This is a genomic window from Bacillus sp. V3B (assembly GCF_024494465.1).
Lineage (GTDB): Bacteria > Bacillota > Bacilli > Bacillales > Cytobacillaceae > Bacillus_BD.
Map to the genome: position 1 here is coordinate 83,606 of NZ_JAETXM010000009.1, position 20,898 is coordinate 104,503.

Sequence of the window (20,898 nt, forward strand, 5' to 3'; positions counted from 1 at the left end):
TATATTATAGGGATTTTCCTTGTAACAACTCTTGGGCTGCTGCTTCATCTGTAATGAGAATCGTTGATGGTGGAGCTTGTTTCATATAAGCACGAATTGCTTTGGCCTTCGAGGCTCCTCCTGCTACAGCAATGACGTGTTTAACATTCCTAAGATCATCCAGTTGTAATCCCACTGTCTGAACCTTATGAACCACCTCACCTGCTTCATTGAAATAATAACCAAAAGCTTCTCCAACTGCTTTAGATTCTTTAAGTTTCTTCAGTTCTTCTTCGTTCGTCTTACGGCGATTTGCCATTGTAATAGCGTCCCCAATTCCATGCAATACCATGCTAGCAGATTTGATTAAGGATAATACTTCGTGAATTTCTGGTTCTTTAATCATAAATTCATACATTTCCTTGCTCACTTGGTCTGGAACATATAAAACACGATGCTTCGACCTTGTTCGTTCTGCCATTTTGGAACAAATCGAGTTGGCTTGATTCTTTACATCTTCACCAATTCCACCTCGTGCGGGCACAAACAGCAAGTCCAGGTTATTTGAGTATGGCTTCATCATATCTGCAATAGAAGCCATTGTAGATCCTCCAGTAACGGCAATGATATTTTTTCCACTCAAATATTTATTTATGCAGGTGACACAGGTTTTCCCTAGCTCTTCTTTCACCCAGGGGAGAAGATCACTATTTCCCGAAACAATGAATACTTTCTTGATTCCCAAGCTTTGTTGCAAGCCTGATTCCATCTCATCGATTCCCGTAATATCACGTATGACACTTCCGAGTTCTTCCACTAATTCTTTTCCATCTTCTGTTAAGCTCATGCCGGAACTCGTGCTATAAATTAGTTTTTGCTGTTTCAAGAAATCGACTTCACTACGCAAAACTCTTTCTGTTAAATCAAGTGTTACTGAAAGAGTTCTTCTTCCAACCGGTTCCATAGATCCAATAATATGAAGAATATGATAGCGTTTTTGAATAATAGAGAGTAAATCAGGTAATAATCTTTTTTGTAAATCAATAATTGATTTCATTTTATGTAACTCCCTTACTTATGGTCACCATTAGTCCAGGTTAGACATATTATGTCCCACTTGGCACAAAAAAAATTACCCTGCACAAATGATTCTAGCAGGAATGTTTTACTAATTCAATCACTTATTTTCATGTAAGCGCTTTAATTATGTCTAAATTATTAACTATTTGTATGTAAGCGCTCCAAGTAGCGTGATCTTGTCAATATGACCATATTGTATTTCTTTTCTATCTACCATAACGACCGGGATCATTAAACCATACTTTTCCGTCCAGTCATCGTTTAAAGCAATATCGCATTCTTCGTAATCAAAATCGATATGATTCCGCAAATCATCAATCACATCTTTCGCCTGTTCACATAAATGACAGCCATTTCGCGTGTATAGAGTGATCACTGGTGTTTTCTTCATTCTTATCCCTCTTCTATTCTCCCCTTATCTAAATCGTTTTCTTTTAGATGAAGCTAGAATACCTAGTTGGTCTCGATATTTTGCGATCGTCCTTCTTGATACAACGATCCCATTATTCGCTTTCAATAAGGCAACTAACTCTTGATCTGAAAGGGGTTTTAATTTATCTTCTTTCTCTATTAGTAGAGAAATTTCCTTTTTTACCTGAATCGCAGACGTATCTTCGTTTGAGATTGTTTTAATTGTACTTGAAAAGAAAGATTTAAGCTCAATCGTACCAAAAGGGGTTTGAGCATATTTCTCCCGAACAGCTCGACTTACAGTTGATTCATGTATGCCTAGTTCTTCAGAAACCTCCTTCATCGTTATCGGTTTTACATGATTAGGTCCATGGATAAAAAAATCTGGTTGCTTTTCAATGATTTTTAAGGCCACTTTAATAAGGGTTTCTTTTCTTTGCTCAATGCTCCGCATAATCCACTGGTAATCCTGCTGCTTCTCCTGTAAAAAACGCTTAACTTTTTCATCACCTATTGCATGAAATTTACGAAAATATCTTTTATTAAACTGAATTTTCGGCAGTACTTCATCAAAGACACTAACAGAAAATGTCGTGCTGTCACATTTAATGATGATATCTGGAACAATATACGAAGCCTGCTCGTAGTAAAAAGCGGCTGCTGGTCTCGGGTTCAGTGATTGTACATAGTCAAATACTTGCTGAATTTGTTTCATCTCAACCCCGAGATTTTTTGCAATTAACTTCCATTTCTTTTCAGCAAATAAAAGAAAATAATCTGAAATGATCGTAGCTGCTAGTTTATTCTTGTCCTCTTCACGATTGATTTGGAAAAGAAGGCATTCTTGTAAGTTTCTTGCCCCAACTCCAGCGGGTTCAAGACCTTGTATGATCCGAACAGCCTCTTCAACTTCCTGACAGGAAATAGACAAAATAGTAGCTACTTCATCCGAACTGATATGTAAGTAACCATTTTCATCAAGACTGTTAATTAAAAAAGTAAGAACTTTTTTGAGTGAATCATCATAAGAACGAAAATCGATTTGTGAAAACAAATAATCTACTAACGATGTTTCCTTTTGGGCGATTTGCTCTAGCCAACTTTGCTTATCGACTTGTGTCGCTTTTTTTACTTTTTTCACGCGATCATACTGAGGGTCCATTGTTTGTATATTTCTAGATTCTATTTGCAGGAGTGGATTTTCTATCGCTTTATTTTCGAGAAATTCTACCAGTTCTTGGGTGGAATATTGTAGCAGTGCAATTGCCTGTGTTAATTCTTGCGTCATAGCTAATTTCACGGTTTGCTGTTGCCCTAATCCTACTTTCATATCCATGCTAATCACTCCTCTATTTATATTACAATAAGACGCATAACTCGTGAACCAGAATCTTGTTTATTACAAATATTATCAACATGATCATTTTATGACTGTATTTCACAAAAACTTCAAGAAAAACGTACTTGCAAAGGTCAAATCCATATCATATAATAGAAAAGCGTTGTTTTTTAAGTTCTAACTTTGCCCTCGTGGTGCAACGGATAGCACGCAAGCCTCCGAAGCTTGAAATGCAGGTTCGATTCCTGCCGAGGGCATATCTATTTCGTTGACTAACTTTTTTTCAAAAAACCTTCTATCCTCAAACGGATAGAAGGTTTTTTGTATGTTTTCTATTGATCTAGTTTTGCTCGAAGACATCTAGGTTATTGTTTATCAGAAAGGATTTTTGGTTATGATGGAGGATGAAAAGCATAATTCTATCCCAACAAATATACAAGCCTGTGTAGATTAGAGGGTGATTAATTGATGACCATACTAATGCTGGCGATAGTATATCCTATATAACCGAGTTGGATATAGAGAAAAACAAAATATATGTCGAACAATATCTTGTTTAATTTCAAGTCTATCATTTGACCTTTTTTGACCATCAGTGTATGATGAAATTACAAACAGCTTTAGGATGTGGGGAACCTTTTTCTATTGCTGCGGAACTTTATTTATAACGAGAAGGAGGATGTAAGATGAATTTAATCCCAACAGTTATTGAACAAACAAACCGCGGGGAAAGAGCTTATGATATTTATTCCCGACTATTAAAAGACCGTATTATTATGTTAGGTAGTGGGATTGATGACAATGTTGCCAATTCTATTGTAGCACAATTACTTTTCCTTGAAGCAGAAAATCCAGAGAAAGATATCTCTATTTATATTAACAGTCCTGGAGGAAGTATAACAGCTGGAATGGCGATTTACGATACAATGCAATTTATTAAGCCAGATGTTCAAACCATTTGTATTGGTATGGCTGCTTCCATGGGTGCTTTCTTACTTACTGCTGGTACAGAAGGTAAGCGTTACGCCCTTCCAAACGCTGAAGTGATGATTCACCAACCGCTTGGTGGCGCACAAGGTCAAGCAACAGAAATTGAGATTGCTGCGAAACGTATTCTATTCTTGCGTGAGAAATTGAACCAGATTCTTGCTGATCGTTCTGGTCAACCACTTGAAGTTATTTCAAGAGATACTGACCGTGACAACTTCATGACTGCTGAAAAAGCAAAAGAATATGGATTAATCGACCATATTATTACTCGTAGTACAGCTGTTACAAAAAAGAAAGAAGATTAATCTTCTTTCACCAAAAAAGAAAACTCGCATCTGTTGCGGGTTTTCTTTTTTTGCTAATTTATTTATATTTGTAGAGTTTATCCTTCCTGCTGGATATATCTTGCCAATTCTTCAACTGCTTCGCTTTCATCATTTCCTTCAGCACTTAATTGAACAATACTTCCTGAACCAACAGCAAGGCTCATCAGACCCATGATGCTTTTGGCATTTACCTTTTTACCATCTTTTTCCAAAAATACATCTGATGAAAATCGATTTGCTTCCTGTACAAACAAAGCAGCGGGACGAGCTTGTAAACCTGTTTTTAATTTGACTTCAACCTGTTTTTCTACCATTTCTCTTTTTCCTCCTATATAAAACTATATTTATCTGTATAAATGGGTAAAAACCCTTATTGTATCCAACCTATTTACATACAGGCGTTTGACCTGATTTCTCTCCCAGCTATAAAGCCTCAACACCCCGCTGAATTTATTACTATTGTTCTAATATACACAAAGTTTTCGAAAACATTCGATTAAATCGATTGACCTCTTCTTAATTTATCAGCAATTTCATCAATCTTTCGCAATCGATGATTGATTCCTGATTTACTAATCGTACCGCCAGATACCATCTCTCCTAATTCTTTCAATGTTACATCCTGATACTCAACGCGAAGTTCAGCAATTTCCCGTAGTTTTTCAGGCAACACCTCTAAACCAACAGATCCTTGAATATACTTGATATTCTCCACCTGTCGAATGGCAGCCCCAATGGTTTTATTCAAATTTGCCGTTTCACAATTGACGAGTCTATTTACTGAATTTCTCATATCTCGGACAATACGGACATCCTCAAATCGTAATAGAGCATTGTTGGCCCCGATAATAATCAAGAAGTCGGTAATTTTTTCAGCTTCCTTTAAATACGTAATAAAACCTTTTTTGCGCTCTAGTGTTTTACTATTCAAATCAAACGAGTTCATTAATTCACACAACGAGTCATTGTGCTCTTTATATTGAGAAGCAACTTCAAGATGATAGGAGGACGTTTCTGGATTATTTACCGAACCACTTGCAAGAAAGGCCCCTCGCAAGTAAGAGCGCTTACAACAGTTCCTCTTAACCAAATCAGGAGAAATACGATTCAAAAATTCAAAACCTTCTCCTATAATACCTAAATCTTCCAATATATGACGAGCTCTTTCCACTAAGCGAACAATGTATACATTATTTTTCTTCAATCTCATTTTTTTTCGAACAAGAAGTTCAACACTAATTGGATAATATTTTTTAATCAACGTGTAAATTCTTCTTGCAATAGCAGCATTTTCTGTTTGAATATCGACCGCTAATTTTTTATTTGTAAAAGAGAGTGAGCCGTTTATTTGGATAAGCGCTGAAAGTTCAGCCCTTCCACAACAGTCTTTTACCTCTAAATTTGTTAATTCCTTTTTTGTCTCCGAAGCGAAAGACATTGCTTCACCCCCTAGAACAACGACTCATAATAAGTATTACGCTTGATGTCGCCTATTAGTTTCATCTAATAACAAAGAATATAAAATTTGTGCTACTTCATTTGTGTCATGGCGAATAACACCATTTTCAAGACTAACAATTTCACCATAAATGACTTCAAGACCTAACTCATAAAGGGTATTAACATCAAAATGAACAGGCGTTGCAGCCTCTTTAATGTATTTTTTCTGTATCTCATTTGGAATTTCTTCACTATTCACCAGAATCGTATCAATGAATGGTCGCTCCATATGATCATAAATCGCTCTCACATGCTCACTTGCAGTATAACCAAGTGTTTCTCCAGCCTGTGTCATTAAATTACAGATATACACCTTTTTAGCCTTCGCACGACACACTTCTTCACCTAGTTGTGGAACAAGAAGATTAGGCAAAATACTTGTGTACAGACTTCCCGGACCGATAATAATGAGATCCGCCTCTTGAATCGCCTGAATCGTTTCAGGAAGTGGATCTACCTTTTCAGGAGTTAAAAAGACCCGCTTAATTTTCTTTCCTGAATAAGGTATTTTCGATTCTCCCGATATCATGACTCCATCTTCTAGTTCCGCATGTAAAACCACACTTTGATTCGCTGCAGGCAATACTTTTCCATGTACATTCAAAACCTTACTCATTTCCTGAATCGCATACATAAAGTTTCCTGTTATCGAAGTCATCGCCGCTAGAATCAAATTTCCGAGTGAGTGCCCTGATAAGTCATTCGATGCCTTAAATCGATGTTGGAACATTTCTTCGACTAAGGGTTCTACTTCAGAAAGAGCGGCTAAAACATTACGAACATCTCCAGGAGGTGGAATATTTAATTCATTCCTGAGTCTACCCGAGCTTCCACCATCATCAGCAACGGTTACAATAGCCGTAATATCAACAGAGAATTTCTTCAACCCTCTTAATAAGACGGGTAACCCTGTACCACCACCGATAATGACAATGTTAGGCTGTCCGGTTTTCGTCATGTTAGTTTTTCCTTTCTTTTGTCGATATCACGATGTGAAATTTGGGTATGATAATCTTTTTCGAAAGTATGACCAATCGTTTCAGCAAGTGCTACAGAGCGATGTTGGCCACCTGTACAACCAATGGCAATTACGAGCTGTGCTTTTCCCTCTCGTTTATATTGAGGAAGCATAAAAGTGAGAAGATCCGTCACTTTTTCAATGAATTTATGTGTTTCCGTCCATTTCAATACATAACCTGATACTTCATCATTCAAACCTGTCAATGGACGCATATGATCAATATAATGAGGGTTTGGTAAAAACCGTACATCAAACACAAGATCAGCATCAATTGGAATTCCATGCTTAAAACCAAAAGACACGACATTAACCGTAAACATAGCCTTTTTATTAACAGAAAACTCCGTCAAAATCTTTTCTCTTAATTCTCTAGGCTTCATGGTGGAAGTATTATAAATGAGCTGTGCTCTTCCTTTTAATTCACTCAGTAACTGTCGTTCATGCTGTATCCCTTCCAGTGGAAGACCCGTAGGAGCTAGTGGGTGCTTTCTTCTTGTTTCTTTATACCTTCTGACGAGAGTCTCATCATCAGCCTCTAGGAAGAGAATTTGCGGTGTTACCCAAGAGCTTTCAACTAAATCATCTAGCGCCTTAAAGAGATGATCAAAAAACTCTCTCCCTCTTAAATCCATCACTAACGCAACCTTAGTCATCTTATTCCCAGACTCCTTCATTAGTTCAAGAAATTTCGGGAGCAGAGTAGGAGGTAAATTGTCTACACAGAAAAAACCTAAGTCTTCAAAGCTTTGAATCGCAACTGTTTTTCCTGCTCCTGACATACCTGTAATAATCACTATTTGCGAATCATGTAGCGATTCAGTACTCATTGTTTTTTCCCCCCTCTCCTATTTTTTCAACTCGGATCTAGTCGATAACTTAGTAATTTAAAATCAGGTGTATACGTAAAAGTTCCATAGATCATTCCATTCCCATGAATCATATACTCCAAAATATGATAGTCCCCTTCCGCCATGGGAAGACTTCTGATTTCGTCAATCGGTTGCCAACGAATAATTCCTTCATCAGATTCATCCAAATTCAAACCATCTGCATCTTTAGAGAAAAATGTAAACATCATCCACTCGGATAAGATTTGATCCCCATCCTTCATGATAAAAGTAAAAATACCTTTAATATTTGGGTTTCGTAAATAGATACCTGTTTCTTCCCTGAATTCACGAATACAAGAATCTCTCACCGATTCCCCTGGCTCCATTTTTCCACCAGGTGCCACCCACCAATTACGGCGCGGCTTCTGTAATAGCAATACTTCATTATCTTTCAATAGTACACAGTTTGTCACTCGCTGCATTATGGACCACTCCAATCAGACAACAACGTCAAAGTATGTTAGCTCATTCTATTCATGTAATTATCCTTAGATGAATGATTCTCTACTTATAGATCAATATAAAAAGTTGAAGAATCATATGAATTCATTTTGAGAGGCTGTAATCTTAACTAATTTCATTTATTATACTATTTTTAAGAAGTCGTCACAATGGATAGAGTCACCATATGGCAACATCAAATTAAGTGATTGTACTCCACATGACAGAATTTACTTTATAATCAAATTCGCCCCGCCGAATTTGCGCCCGGATTTTTATCACGCTTCAGAAAGCCACATCCTGTGGCTTTCGCCTGACTAGGACGTCCTGTCCGTCGTCGAGCTCGCTCGATCAATTACCTTTAAAAAATCCGAGGCATCCGCCGGAGGCTTAACTTCATTCAGTCGGGGTTTGAACCCCCACTGAATCAGAGAGCTTTTTGCATTCATCCCCCACTTACAGAAGTGGAGGACTTCTGCTGAATGAAGTTAAAGGAAAAATTACCCATATGACTCTCGAAATTTTTTACAAGAAACATCTTCGCAAAAAAAATAGCACAGGCTACACCTGTGCGTTCAAAGCATTTATCTTTAAAGGGGGTAAATTTCTATTTCATCATATCCCAAATATATTTCGGAACGGTTACAAAATAATTAAAACAAAGTGAAGTTTTATAAAGGAACAAGCTGCTTACGATTTTACTTTTAATTCTTCGAGTAATTCCTCAACATAATGTTGTACATTTTGAGCAGCAATACTTCCGTCACCTGTTGCCGTTACAATTTGACGAAGTGTTTTCTCTCGAATATCTCCTGCAGCAAAAACACCTGGAACTTTCGTTTCCATGTTTTCATTCGTTTCGATGTACCCTTGTTCATTTGTGATGCCAAGACTTTCAAATGGTTTCGAAAGCGGAAGCATGCCGATATAAATGAATACACCATCTGCTTTGAACTCTTGTTCTTCTCCATTTTCAGTTGAAACAATGGTCACGCTGCCTACTTTACCATCTTTTTCATTAATTTGTTTAAGTGTATGATTCCAAATGAAATCAACCTTTTCATTATCAAACGCACGTTGTTGAAGGATTTTTTGGGCACGAAGTTCATCTCTACGATGGATGATCGTTACTTTGTTTGCAAAGCGTGTTAAATAGACGCCTTCTTCAACAGCGGAGTCACCTCCACCAATCACAACAAGATCTTTGCCTTTAAAGAATGCACCATCACAAACAGCACAATAAGAAACACCGCGTCCACCTAATTCTTTTTCACCCGGAACACCTGTTTTCTTATATTCCGCACCTGTCGTAATGATCACCGCACGTGCTTTATATTGCTTCGATCCCGCAACAACCGTTTTATATTCTTTTCCATCAATCACTTCTTTAATATCACCATAAGCATATTCTGCACCAAACTTTTTCGCATGATCAAACATTTTGGTTGATAACTCTGGCCCAAGAATATGATCAAATCCTGGATAGTTTTCTACTTCTTCTGTATTCGCCATTTGTCCGCCTGGAACTCCACGTTCGATCATTAGCGTAGACAAACCTCCGCGTGAAGTATACACAGCAGCAGTCATCCCGGCAGGACCTGCACCTGCGATAATCACGTCATAAATTTTCTCTTCTGTCACGTTTTTTCACTCCTTTATTGATAACCATCCAAGCTATTTTCATTAAAAGAGACTTACCTATTAAATAGCACACAAGTTACACTTAGTATGGCTTTCTTATCCTTATCCTATAAAACAATATTACTTAAGTCCAACCATTTGCTCAATGTAAATAGGCACTGACCAATTTAATATATTTTTGTAGAGTGGATGAAGAAAGACCATATTGTTGAGCCACTTTTTGCTGAGAGCATTTTTCACTTCTGAGCTTATTCCAGACATATTCCATCGCAGCAGCCAAGGCTATTTTATTTTTTAAAGCTACCTTTGCCGCATTCATCTCGATAAATACAGAAAACCACATTAAATAAAGACCTGCTTCTACTGTGCCAATCGGTTGATGGTGTTGATATAAGATCTCAGCCGTTTCATGGGCCACCTCAAGTTGATTACTAGTTGTTTTCCTATCCATTTTCACCATAGAGATATACTGGTTTTCAAGACTTGAAAATTTACTGTTCTTGACCACTTCTTTTGATGAAAGAATCGATTGTTTTTTAGGAGAAAGCGAAATAAGAAAAACCGCAAATAATCTTTCCTCCATATGATCACTTTGAAGTCTTTTCAAAATAGATGTCGTATGTTCTTCAAATCCGTTGACTGTTGGATGTTCATTCCCCCAAGGTTCAAGGCCTTCTTTTTCGGGATTCAATTCAACTACCTTTTCCCATAGAGACCTTGCAAGTTGTTCTTTTCCTGTAAAGTAAGAGGCGTAGCATAACCAGTAATAAAAGGGACCATCCCCTTCATATCCAAGTTTATGAAGCTTGCGCAACCAACCATACGCTTGCTCATACTCTCCAATTAAAGAAAACGTTGCACCTAGTTTATATTGATGTTCCATTAAAATCGGCTTCACTTTCTTTAAAGCTTCCTTAATCGCAAATACTTCTTCTTCATGCTTTTGAAAATGAGCAAACACAAGTTTGTTGCAAAGTGCTTGTAAATTTCCTGGATTGCGTTCCATGACAAGCTCTAACATTTCTGAAGCCTTTTCTAGCTCTCCTAAATAAAAATAAGCCAATGCTAAATTATTGTAAGCAGACCAATATTCTGGAAATTCCTCTATCACTATCTTTAATAACTCAATCGCTTTCGGAAAGTCTCCTGAATCAAGCAATTCTCTTGCTTGCTCTTGCTTTGTCATCAAATCATCTTGTTCATAAAGCTCTTCCTCAAGACCATCTGCCTCAAATGTAAGAATATCCAATAGATCTTCTGCATCTTCTACAAAATCTCCGTCTTCTTGTTCTTGCAAATATAAAGTGGCATGGGTATACGCATCTTTAAAAAAGCCTAAATGAGCAAAGTTATTCGCCAAAAAATAATGACACTCGAGCATCTCTTCATCAAGCTCTTCCAATATGAGTTGCAATAGTCGATTGGATTGTTGATACTCTCCTAATTCTGTATGAATGATTGCGAGCTGACACACGATCATCGGCTCTCCTGGTTCAAGTTGCATAGCACGCTGCATATATTTCAATGCTTTATGAAAATCACGACGGTGAAAAGCCTTCAAGCCTTTAGAAAAATAATATTCACCCGTAGGGATAAATGACAATAATTGTCCCTTTGTTTTTTTAGCTTGAGCATTTTTACTCATGTAATCCTCCAACTGTTCACAAATTGTCTAGCTTTTTTTCGACAATGGCGTCAGTATAGCCGTCCGTTTAGTGGATGATCTGCCAGTCAAATTAAAACTCTAACTAATCTAGTATATCACACGATTACCTCAAAAAAATAGTGCCTGACAGGCTAAAAAGACAAATGTCTTCTTAATATGTCAGGCACCAATAAAATGATTACTTTTCCTTTTGTAGATGTCTTTCCTGCAAGACGTTTAGAACTTCTTTGAATGGAAGCTCTTGTTCACGCAACAAGACCAATAAATGATACAAAAGGTCGGAAGTTTCCCATTTTAATTCTTCTTGGTCACGGTTTTTAGCAGCAATAATAACCTCAGATGCCTCTTCCCCAACCTTTTTCAGGATTTTATCGACTCCTTCTGTAAACAAATAAGTCGTATAAGCTCCTTCTGGACGTTCCTTTTCACGTTCATCAATGATTTGTTCAAGATCGATGAGAATTTGATAATCAGCTAGATTGGCTTCCTTTTTCATTCTTTCTTCCTCCTTAAAAATCCGTTCCGAAAAACAGCTGATCGCGCCTGTATGGCAAGCAGGACCTGCTGGATGAACGAGTACAACAATGGCATCACGATCACAATCAAGTTTCATGTCAACAATCGTTTGCGTGTTTCCACTTGTTGCCCCTTTATGCCATAATTCCTGGCGTGAGCGGCTATAAAACCAGGTTTCTCTTGTTTCAATGGATTTCTCCAGTGATGTACGATTCATATAGGCAAGTGTTAATACTTCTTTTGTTGTGGCATCTTGAACAATAGCTGGGATTAATCCTTGTGCATCAAATTTAATCTTTTCGATGTTCATCTGACAATCACACCTTTTTCCCTTAAATAGGCCTTCACTTCGTGCACAGAGGTTTCTTTGTAATGAAAAATGGACGCGGCCAATGCTGCATCTGCTTTTCCTTCGACAAAAGATTCAACAAAGTGCTCCGCATTCCCTGCCCCACCGGAAGCAATGACCGGAACTGTGACCGCTTCACTGACAGCTTTTGTTAAAGCAAGATCAAACCCTTTTTTCTCACCATCACTATCCATACTTGTGAGCAATATCTCACCTGCACCTCGTTCAACAGCTTCCTTCGCCCATGAGATCACTTCTTTATCGACAGGTGTTCTGCCCCCATGTGTATACACTCTCCAAGATCCAAGCTCTTCGTCATATTTTGCGTCAATCGCGACAACGATACATTGGGCACCAAAGAAAGCAGATCCTTCTGTAATCAATTCAGGTCGATTAACGGCCGCTGTGTTTAAAGAAACTTTGTCCGCACCCGCTCGCAGTATTCGTTTCATATCTTCAAGGGAGTTGATCCCACCACCAACCGTGAATGGAATCGCCAGCTCAGAGGCAACCGCCTTTACAACTTCGACCATCGTTTTTCGACCTTCATTGGAAGCCGAAATATCAAGAAACACAAGTTCATCTGCCCCTTCTTGATCATAAAATCGAGCCAGTTCAACTGGGTCGCCAGCATCACGTAACTGAACAAATTGAATCCCTTTAACAACTCGTCCATCTTTTACATCAAGGCAGGGAATAATTCTTTTCGTAATCATTATACACCCACCGCTTTCAAAGCGTCAGCAACTGTGAATCGTCCTTCATAAATGGCTTTCCCGACAATGGCACCACTAACGCCGCTATTTTCAAATTCTTTTAACTGAGCTAAATCAGCTAAACTGCTGACACCGCCCGAGGCAATGACTTGTTTGCCGGTCTCTGTTGCCATAAGCTTAACAGCTTCTACATTCGGTCCTGAAAGCATGCCGTCTGTGGCGATATCTGTAAAGATAAAGGTCTCTGCTCCAGCATCCGCAAAACGCTTGCCGACATCAACTGCCTTGACTTCCGATGTATTCAGCCAACCATGTGTAGCGACATACCCATTCTTCGCATCAATTCCAATGGCAATTCTGTTTCCATATTTTTTAACCATTTCAATCGCAAAATCCGGATTGGAAATCGCGATACTTCCGATAATGACTCTTGCTACATCATTTTCCAAATAGTGAACAATATCGTTTTCCGTACGGATACCTCCACCAATTTGCACATTTGCATTCAACTCTTTGGCTGCCTGAATGACGAACGTATCGTTCACACGCTTCCCATCCTTCGCTCCATCAAGGTCCACCATATGGATCCACTGGGCCCCAGCTTCCTTGAACGTTTTGGCCATCGCAAATGGAGAATCACCATAAACCGTTTCCTGATTGTAATCACCTTGAATCAATCGTACACACTTTCCGCCTCTCATATCAATGGCAGGATATATTGTAAAAGCCATAGACTAAATCCCCCTCTCCTTAAACAAGCTTCGTAAAGTTTTGTAATAATTCGACGCCAAGCTTACTACTTTTTTCTGGATGAAACTGCATGCCAAACACATTGTCTTTTCCAACAACCGCTGGAACATCTTCATGGTATGAAGCCTTTGCAATCACAATCTCTTGATTATTGGTACTGACATAATAAGAATGGACAAAATACGCATAATCTTCTTCTAGGTTTTCTGTAACGGGCGAGCTGTTAACCCACTCCAAACGATTCCAGCCCATATGTGGAACTTTATAACTTTCCCCATTCTCTGCTACTCCAGGAAAGCGCACAACCTTACCTGGTAGTAGCGAAAGACCTGATGTAATCCCGTTTTCTTCGCTTTCTTCAAACAATAACTGCATACCCAAACAGATCCCAAGAAGCGGCTTACCTGTTCCAACATAATCGCGAATCATTGTCGTAAGACCTGATTCATTCAATCGAACCATCGCATCCTTAAACGAACCGACTCCAGGAAGAATCAGTCCATCTGCTTTCATTAATTCGGACCCTTTTTCTGAAATAAAATAAGAAACATTCTGCCGTTTCAGCGCTTCGCTCACGCTAAACAGATTTCCCATTCCATAATCAACAATCCCGATCATTTTATAACATCCCCTTTGATGACGGAACACCTTTTATGCGTGGGTCAATGGTTGTTGCTTCATCAAGTGCTCTTGCCATTGCTTTAAAAATGGCTTCAATGATGTGGTGCGTGTTTTGACCATAGTGAACAATGACATGAAGATTCATTCTCGCTTCTAAGGCAAACTTCCAAAGAAATTCATGAACAAGTTCGGTATCAAATGTTCCAACCTTTTGGCTTGGGAACTCAGCACGGATTTCCAAATGTGGGCGATTGCTTAAATCAACAACGACTTGGGCAAGTGTTTCATCCATTGGTACGAAAGAATTCCCATAGCGCTTAATGCCTTTTTTATCACCAAGAGCTTCTTTTAAAACAGCCCCGAGACAAATCCCAATATCCTCAGTTGTATGATGATCATCTACCTCTGTATCACCTTGTGCATTGACCGTTAAATCAAATTGACCATGCTTGGCAAATAAGTCGAGCATATGGTCTAAAAAAGGAACTCCTGTCTCTAATTGTGATTCGCCTGATCCATCAATGTTCAGTGCAAGCTCTATATTGGTTTCGTTTGTTTTTCTGCTTATCGAAGCGCTTCTCGTCATAATCAAATCTCCCTATTATAGATTATTCTTATTTCTTTCTTCAATCGCTCTAGCATGTGCTTCAAGGCCTTCCAGTCGAGCAAATGCGGCAATTTTCGCCCCATTTTCAGCAAAAGCCTCTTCACTATACATAATCAAACTTGATTTTTTTTGAAAATCATCAACGTTTAACGGACTGGAGAAACGTGCGGTTCCATTTGTAGGCAAGACATGATTTGGACCAGCAAAATAGTCACCAACGGGTTCAGCACTGTATCTTCCAATAAAAATAGCCCCTGCGTGGCGAATTCTTCCGACTTTCTCCATCGCATTTTCCATCACGATTTCAAGATGCTCAGGTGCCAACCGATTGATCGTTCCAATCGCTTCTTCCTCGGTCTCTGTTACATAAATAACCCCATAATCGGCGATTGATTGCTCGGCAATACTTTTACGTGGTAATGTTTCAAGCTGTTTGTCTACTTCAGCAGAAACAGCCTCAGCTAATGTTTGAGAAGGGGTAACGAGCACGCTACAAGCTCGGGCATCATGCTCTGCTTGTGAAAGTAAATCAGCCGCAATTTCATTTGCTTTTGCGGTTTCATCTGCAAGGACCGCAATTTCACTTGGTCCAGCGATCATATCAATGTCCACATCACCAAATACTTCACGTTTTGCTAAAGCCACAAATATATTCCCTGGTCCTGTGATTTTATCAACCGGTTGAATCGATTCTGTTCCGTATGCTAAGGCAGCGATCGCTTGTGCGCCTCCGACTTTATAAATTTCCTTTACACCTGCTTCTTTTGCTGCTACTAAAACACCTGCTGGTAAGGCTCCTGATTCACCTGGAGGGGAGACCATCACAATTCGTTCAACACCCGCCACTTGTGCCGGAATGACATTCATTAAAACCGACGACGGATAAGCAGCTGTTCCACCGGGTACATATACACCGACTGAATCAAGTGGTGTTACTTTTTGACCGAGTATCGTTCCATTGCTTTCTGTTGTCATCCATGAATTTCGTAGTTGTTTTTCATGAAAAGAACGGATATTATCGGCTGCTTCTTTAATGATTTCAACCATTTCCACGGATACTTGGTTATAGGCTTCCTCTATTTCAGCTGTTGTCACAACGAGGGATGATAGTAGAACACCATCAAATTTTTCTGTGTACGCTTTAAGAGCATGGTCACCATCGTTTTTCACTTTTGCGATAATTTCTTTGACAACCGTCCGTTGCTCCTCTGTTCCGCTATCAACTGATCTTTTTATTGAAATGTCTTCATTTACTCTTATGATTTTCACCGTTCTCACCCTAACTCTAATGATTGATCACTTTATCAAATTCGCTCCGCCGAATTTACGCCCGGATTTTTATCACGCTTCAGAAAGCCACATCCTGTGGCTTTCGCCTGACTAGGACGTCCTGTCCGTCGTCGAGCTCGCTCGATAAATGACCTTTAAAAAATCGAAAGGCTCGCCGGAGGCTTAACTTCATTCAGTCGGGGTTTGAACCACCACTGAATCAGAGAGCTTTTTGCATTCATCCCCCACTTACAGAAGTGGAGGACTTCTGTACCTGTCGCAAGCTTTCGGTACAAAAAGCATTTGCTGAATGAAGTTAAATGGTCATTTTACTTAAAGCTCAACCCTATCCTAATAGAATTATATCAGGATAGGATGAATGCAGTTAAACAGTAGTCTTCTGCTCCAATACATTTGCAATTCGTTCAACAATTTCACTAATTCGCTCATCTTTCATGCGATAGCTGACAGGATTCACAATCAAGCGAGATGTAATGTCGACAATATGCTCATATTCAACAAGTCCATTCTCCACTAACGTTCTACCTGTTGACACAATATCAACGATTCGATCAGCTAAACCAATCATTGGTGCCAATTCAATCGATCCATTAAGCTTAATGATTTCCACCTGTTCTCCTTGTTCACGAAAATAGGTTGAAGCTACCTTCGGATACTTGGTCGCAATTTTTGGTGCCACATCATTCATTTTCGTATTCGGTAACCCAGCAACCGCTAAATAGCATTCGCTAATATGTAAATCAAGAACTTCATAGACGTCTCTTTCTTCTTCAAGCATGACATCTTTTCCAGCAATCCCGAGGTCTGCTACTCCATGCTCCACGTAGGTAGGAACATCCATCGGCTTAGCAAGGATAAAACGAAAGTTCTCTTCTTCCACGTCAATAATTAATTTTCGCGAATCATCAAATTCCGGCGGTAGCTTGAAACCAGCTTCCCGAAGCAATGCAGCCGCTTCTTCAAAAATTCGCCCCTTTGGCATCGCAAACGTTAACGGCTCTTTCATTGTGATGTCTCCTTCCCTGCTTTTCCGACTAGCATCGTCACTTCTTCGTATAATTCCGTACACGCATCAAGATTCTTTACACCATTAATATCTTGTAATACCACTTGTATCCCGTCTTTTCGTTTTTCAGCAGCCAAATGAAAAGCCTCTTTTCGGCGTTCTCCACTAAATAAAATACATTCTACTGGCTCTTTTGTCACGATTTTCCCAAGCGCCTCAAGCAAACGGTCTAAGCGGATAGCAAACCCAGTAGCATCCTTATCTTTCCCGAACTTTTCAAGAAGTTGATCATATCGACCACCACTAGCAATCGCAAATCCAACTTGATCGGCATACACTTCAAATAAAGTTCCTGTATAATAACTCATATGACTCACAAGGGTTAGATCGAATTTGACCCGTTTTCCTGTTTGACCATAATCAGCAAGAATATCCCATAACTGCTTTAATTCTACCAGCGCACTTTTTCCTTTATCATTTTCAAGGAGACGTAAGGCCGATTCAAGAACCTCTTCTCCACCTCTTAAACTTAAAAAGTCAATGAGACGCTGTTTATCAATCGATGATAACGGTAATTCACGAACATGCTCTCTATAGCCAACATAATTTTTTTCATATAAGAAGGTTGTTAAAGCTTCAACACGTTCTTCTGTACCTAATATATCAATAAAAAACTCCTTTACAAAGCCGATATGTCCAACAGATAACTGGAAATGTTCCAATCCTGTTTCTTGTAAAGATTGGATTAACAAAGCAATCCCTTCACCATCCGCGCTCACAGTATGATCCCCGATACATTCCACACCGATTTGTTCGAACTCTGCCGGACGTCCACCTTCACGCTGTTGAGCACGATAAACATTGGCTGAGTAGGCAAGACGAAGTGGCAAATCTTCTTTTAAAAGTTTGGAAGCGGCGACCCTAGCAATGGGTGAAGTCATATCTGGTCTTAAGACAAGTGTATGGCCTTCTTGATCCAACAATTTAAACAGTTGCTGATCCAAAATAGCCGAAGCTGCACCAACTGTTTCATAATATTCAAGGGCAGGTGTTTCGATAAATTGATAGCCCCACTTTTTCATTTCATTTCCGATCACTGCACGAATACGATTCTTTGTTTCGTACAATTCTGGCAATGTATCTCTCATTCCTAATGGCTTTTCAAACATAAATAAACGGCTCATCCGCAAAGAACACCTCAGTTCATTATCTTTTTACTCTATATCCTTTTTACTTTAGTTCGCTAATGTGTTAGTAAGATGAAGTTATTGTATCGTTATCTAACAATAGTTGTCAAGAAAAATAAGAAAAGCGCAAGCGCCTTGTTCAGCCTTGGGCATAGCACAAGACAAGCCGGCATGAAGGTTGTTCTTTAACCTTCATGTCCGATTGGCTTATGACTCGAATCCCTAGGAGCCACAACTAGCCATGCTTGTAACCTCAAAGCGATGGATCCTAGAGCTCAACCGCTATCTCAGTTCGGAAAAGTTACACTTTCTTATTTTATGAAAAAAAGGCGACAGTCACCCTATGGGCGTCCGTCACCTTAATCGGTTCCGATATCAGCGTCTCTCTTTACGTACAGGAGATACACAGAAACAAGCGCCAAAGAGATGGTTCTGTTAAGATTCCTGAATTCCTTGAATATTTTCTTTAATAACTTTCATAGGATTTCCACCAACGAAGGCTCCAGCAGGCACGTCTTTATGAACAAGGGTCCCTGCTGACACAATCGCACCATCCCCGATCGTCACACCCGGGAGAATCGTTGAATTAGCACCAATCATCACTTCACTGCCAATTTTCACTTCTCCAAGTCGGTACTCTTTAATTAAATATTCATGAGCAAGAATCGTCGTGTTATAGCCGATAACCGTGTTACGACCTACAGAGATCTTTTCCGGAAACATAATATCAAGCATCACCATTAAGGCAAACGCCGTTTGTTCTTCCACTTTCATTCGTAAAAAAGTCCGATACATCCAGTTTTTCAACCCAATAAAAGGACTATAACGAGCACATTGAATGACAATAAAGTTCTTAACAACCTTCCAAAATGGCACTGTTTTGTATACATGCCATAAAGAATTGGCTCCCTCAACAGGATACCGTTGCGTGTTCCTCATCCTTTTTCGACTCCAACAATTTGTAGCATATCCTCGATTGACTCCAGCATGTAATCTGGTTCAAACGTTTGCAAATGGTCTTTGCCTTTTAGCGCCCAAGCAACACCTGCTGTTTTCGTCCTAGCATTCTTCCCTGCTAATATATCATGGTAATTATCCCCTACCATGATGGCTTCTTCTGGACGAGACCCTAAAGCATCAAGTGCTTTTTGAACAGGCTCTGGATCTGGTTTTGTATTAGTGACATCCGCAAACGTAATAACCGTATCAAAGAAAGGTTTGAGTTTTGTCAGACGAAGCCCCATTTCTACAACACCTGGTCTCTTAGTTGTCACAATCGCAAGCTTAAATCCTGACTCTTTTAATACTTGGATCGTTTCATACACACCAGGGAATTCTGTTACAATCGCATCATGATGGGCATGATTATGAACTTGATACACTTCGATCATTTCTTCTGCTTTTTCTGCGTTTATCTTAGAAAATGTTTCTATAAGAGAGGGGCCATTGAATGGCAATACATCTTCTCGTTTATATTGACCTGGATAATACTGCTCAAGCGTGTGCAAGAACGATGAAATAATTAATTCGTTTGTATCAATTAGTGTTCCATCTAAATCAAATAATAAAGTCGTAATCTTATTGCTCATACGTAATCTCCTTTCTCGCCTTCGCCACTTCGGATTTATTCCAGATGATGGCGACTGTTGCGGTTAATAAAATAGCAATTCCTAAACGAACAATCAATAGTGGCAGTACAGGGATTCCGAGTGGGATGAAAATAAGCGTATCTTCCACCACTGCATGACAGGAACCAAGAAAAATGAACGCAATTGTTAAATCTTTTTTACTGACCCCGTCCTCTCTCACAGCCTGTATCATCACACCTGCACCGTAGGAAAGACCAAATAAAAGTCCTGCTGCAAGGGTTGTTGATGTATTTTCATTCATTCCTAATGAACGAGTAACAGGTCCCATCCATTTTGCAAAAACATCCAGCCATTTCTTTTCTTTTAAAATTTGGATCCCTACCATAAGGGGGAAGACGATAATGGCTAGTTGAGCCACCCCGATTAAGGCTTGCTGCAAGGCATCCATTCCAATCTGAAACCAGCCGGTTACAACGGCCTCATTTTGTGAAGGAATCAACCCATATTGAGCAACATCTGATCCACCTTGCCACACGAAATTAATGACAAGAGCTGAACTAACCGCTAAACCGATTCGGACCACAAGCACAACCCACAGCTTGACGCCTGTCTTGATCGCCACACCCGACTCTATTAACATACTATGGGAAAAAGATAGCATGACCGCAATGATGAATACTTCTTTGACGGTGAGATCAAGCGTCAAAATGGCCCCGATTCCTGCGTATAGATTAAGAAAATTTCCTAGAACAAGCGGAATCGCTGCATCACCAGATAAACCGAATATATTCATTAATGGAGCAATCTTTTCGATGATCCACGGTAAGATAGGGGTATGCTGAAGTAATGCGATCAACAATGTGATAGGGAAAATAATTTTCCCTAGTGTCCACGTTACCCTTAATCCAACCATAAGTCCTCTTTTTACAGTATGAATCATTGTTATCTTCCTTTACAAATGTCTTATACGTTAGTCAAGTAAT

At 39.3% G+C, this 20,898-nt stretch carries 22 protein-coding genes and 1 tRNA gene; 2 read left to right on the forward strand and 21 right to left on the reverse strand.

What is annotated here, in order from left to right; genetic code table 11:
• Positions 1 to 4 precede the first annotated feature (4 nt).
• The 3 genes from JMM81_RS12085 to rpoN all read right to left on the reverse strand — a co-directional run bounded on the left by JMM81_RS12085 (position 5) and on the right by rpoN (position 2,806).
• Entirely contained in the window at positions 5 to 1,036 is a 1,032-nt protein-coding gene (locus JMM81_RS12085; RefSeq protein ID WP_256241831.1) for a sugar-binding transcriptional regulator, read from the reverse strand.
• Between the two features lie 165 nt (positions 1,037 to 1,201).
• Positions 1,202 to 1,450, reverse strand: a complete 249-nt coding sequence (locus JMM81_RS12090; protein ID WP_256241832.1) for a glutaredoxin family protein — start codon at positions 1,448 to 1,450, stop codon at positions 1,202 to 1,204.
• 24 nt (positions 1,451 to 1,474) lie between these two features.
• Entirely contained in the window at positions 1,475 to 2,806 is a 1,332-nt protein-coding gene (rpoN, locus tag JMM81_RS12095) for an RNA polymerase factor sigma-54 (RefSeq protein WP_256241833.1), read from the reverse strand.
• Positions 2,807 to 2,994: 188 nt separating this feature from the next.
• Here rpoN and JMM81_RS12100 point away from each other — a divergent pair.
• Together JMM81_RS12100 and clpP are read left to right on the forward strand one after the other, a co-directional pair.
• Positions 2,995 to 3,066 (forward strand) — tRNA-Arg (locus tag JMM81_RS12100).
• Between the two features lie 429 nt (positions 3,067 to 3,495).
• Positions 3,496 to 4,104 (forward strand): ATP-dependent Clp endopeptidase proteolytic subunit ClpP, encoded by a 609-nt coding sequence (clpP, locus tag JMM81_RS12105; RefSeq protein WP_256241834.1) that lies wholly within the window; start codon positions 3,496 to 3,498, stop codon positions 4,102 to 4,104.
• A 77-nt stretch (positions 4,105 to 4,181) separates the two neighbouring features.
• Here clpP and JMM81_RS12110 read toward each other — a convergent pair whose 3' ends face one another.
• The 18 genes from JMM81_RS12110 to JMM81_RS12195 all read right to left on the reverse strand — a co-directional run bounded on the left by JMM81_RS12110 (position 4,182) and on the right by JMM81_RS12195 (position 20,855).
• Positions 4,182 to 4,439, reverse strand: a complete 258-nt coding sequence (locus tag JMM81_RS12110) for an HPr family phosphocarrier protein (protein ID WP_256241835.1) — start codon at positions 4,437 to 4,439, stop codon at positions 4,182 to 4,184.
• 182 nt (positions 4,440 to 4,621) lie between these two features.
• Positions 4,622 to 5,563 (reverse strand): DNA-binding protein WhiA, encoded by a 942-nt coding sequence (gene whiA, locus JMM81_RS12115; RefSeq protein ID WP_256241836.1) that lies wholly within the window; start codon positions 5,561 to 5,563, stop codon positions 4,622 to 4,624.
• Positions 5,564 to 5,599: 36 nt separating this feature from the next.
• Complete coding sequence (locus JMM81_RS12120) at positions 5,600 to 6,583, reverse strand: gluconeogenesis factor YvcK family protein (protein WP_256241837.1); 984 nt, start codon at positions 6,581 to 6,583, stop codon at positions 5,600 to 5,602.
• Positions 6,580 to 7,473, reverse strand: coding sequence for an RNase adapter RapZ (rapZ, locus tag JMM81_RS12125; RefSeq protein WP_256241838.1), 894 nt, complete (start codon positions 7,471 to 7,473; stop codon positions 6,580 to 6,582). Before rapZ ends, JMM81_RS12120 begins: the two co-directional genes overlap by 4 nt.
• A 26-nt stretch (positions 7,474 to 7,499) precedes the next feature.
• Positions 7,500 to 7,958, reverse strand: coding sequence for an NUDIX hydrolase (locus JMM81_RS12130; RefSeq protein ID WP_256241839.1), 459 nt, complete (start codon positions 7,956 to 7,958; stop codon positions 7,500 to 7,502).
• Positions 7,959 to 8,667: 709 nt separating this feature from the next.
• Complete coding sequence (gene trxB, locus JMM81_RS12135; protein WP_256241840.1) at positions 8,668 to 9,618, reverse strand: thioredoxin-disulfide reductase; 951 nt, start codon at positions 9,616 to 9,618, stop codon at positions 8,668 to 8,670.
• Positions 9,619 to 9,760: 142 nt separating this feature from the next.
• Positions 9,761 to 11,263 carry a tetratricopeptide repeat protein gene (locus JMM81_RS12140; protein WP_256241841.1) on the reverse strand — a complete coding sequence of 501 codons (1,503 nt, stop codon included), beginning with the start codon at positions 11,261 to 11,263 and terminating at the stop codon, positions 9,761 to 9,763.
• Between the two features lie 199 nt (positions 11,264 to 11,462).
• The gene (hisIE, locus tag JMM81_RS12145) at positions 11,463 to 12,110 is read right to left on the reverse strand and encodes a bifunctional phosphoribosyl-AMP cyclohydrolase/phosphoribosyl-ATP diphosphatase HisIE (protein ID WP_256241842.1); all 648 of its coding nucleotides are present in this window, start codon (positions 12,108 to 12,110) and stop codon (positions 11,463 to 11,465) included.
• On the reverse strand, positions 12,107 to 12,865 hold the full coding sequence (gene hisF, locus JMM81_RS12150) for an imidazole glycerol phosphate synthase subunit HisF (protein ID WP_256241843.1): 759 nt from the start codon (positions 12,863 to 12,865) through the stop codon (positions 12,107 to 12,109). The genes hisIE and hisF overlap by 4 nt, the downstream gene beginning before the upstream one ends.
• Positions 12,865 to 13,596 (reverse strand): 1-(5-phosphoribosyl)-5-[(5-phosphoribosylamino)methylideneamino]imidazole-4-carboxamide isomerase, encoded by a 732-nt coding sequence (gene hisA, locus JMM81_RS12155; RefSeq protein WP_256241844.1) that lies wholly within the window; start codon positions 13,594 to 13,596, stop codon positions 12,865 to 12,867. Before hisA ends, hisF begins: the two co-directional genes overlap by 1 nt.
• Before the next feature lie 19 nt (positions 13,597 to 13,615).
• Positions 13,616 to 14,233 (reverse strand): imidazole glycerol phosphate synthase subunit HisH, encoded by a 618-nt coding sequence (gene hisH, locus JMM81_RS12160; RefSeq protein ID WP_256241845.1) that lies wholly within the window; start codon positions 14,231 to 14,233, stop codon positions 13,616 to 13,618.
• A gap of 1 nt (position 14,234) precedes the next feature.
• Positions 14,235 to 14,822: an imidazoleglycerol-phosphate dehydratase HisB gene (gene hisB, locus JMM81_RS12165; protein ID WP_256241846.1), complete on the reverse strand. Its 588-nt coding sequence runs from the start codon at positions 14,820 to 14,822 to the stop codon at positions 14,235 to 14,237.
• A 15-nt stretch (positions 14,823 to 14,837) separates the two neighbouring features.
• Positions 14,838 to 16,112 (reverse strand): histidinol dehydrogenase, encoded by a 1,275-nt coding sequence (gene hisD / locus JMM81_RS12170; RefSeq protein WP_256241847.1) that lies wholly within the window; start codon positions 16,110 to 16,112, stop codon positions 14,838 to 14,840.
• Between the two features lie 385 nt (positions 16,113 to 16,497).
• Complete coding sequence (gene hisG / locus JMM81_RS12175; RefSeq protein ID WP_256241848.1) at positions 16,498 to 17,139, reverse strand: ATP phosphoribosyltransferase; 642 nt, start codon at positions 17,137 to 17,139, stop codon at positions 16,498 to 16,500.
• Positions 17,136 to 18,323 carry an ATP phosphoribosyltransferase regulatory subunit gene (locus tag JMM81_RS12180; protein WP_256241849.1) on the reverse strand — a complete coding sequence of 396 codons (1,188 nt, stop codon included), beginning with the start codon at positions 18,321 to 18,323 and terminating at the stop codon, positions 17,136 to 17,138. The genes hisG and JMM81_RS12180 overlap by 4 nt, the downstream gene beginning before the upstream one ends.
• Positions 18,324 to 18,761: 438 nt before the next feature.
• Complete coding sequence (locus JMM81_RS12185) at positions 18,762 to 19,265, reverse strand: acyltransferase (protein WP_256241850.1); 504 nt, start codon at positions 19,263 to 19,265, stop codon at positions 18,762 to 18,764.
• Positions 19,262 to 19,915, reverse strand: a complete 654-nt coding sequence (ppaX, locus tag JMM81_RS12190) for a pyrophosphatase PpaX (protein ID WP_256241851.1) — start codon at positions 19,913 to 19,915, stop codon at positions 19,262 to 19,264. The genes JMM81_RS12185 and ppaX overlap by 4 nt, the downstream gene beginning before the upstream one ends.
• On the reverse strand, positions 19,905 to 20,855 hold the full coding sequence (locus tag JMM81_RS12195; RefSeq protein ID WP_256241852.1) for a nucleoside recognition domain-containing protein: 951 nt from the start codon (positions 20,853 to 20,855) through the stop codon (positions 19,905 to 19,907). Before JMM81_RS12195 ends, ppaX begins: the two co-directional genes overlap by 11 nt.
• Positions 20,856 to 20,898: the final 43 nt, after the last annotated feature.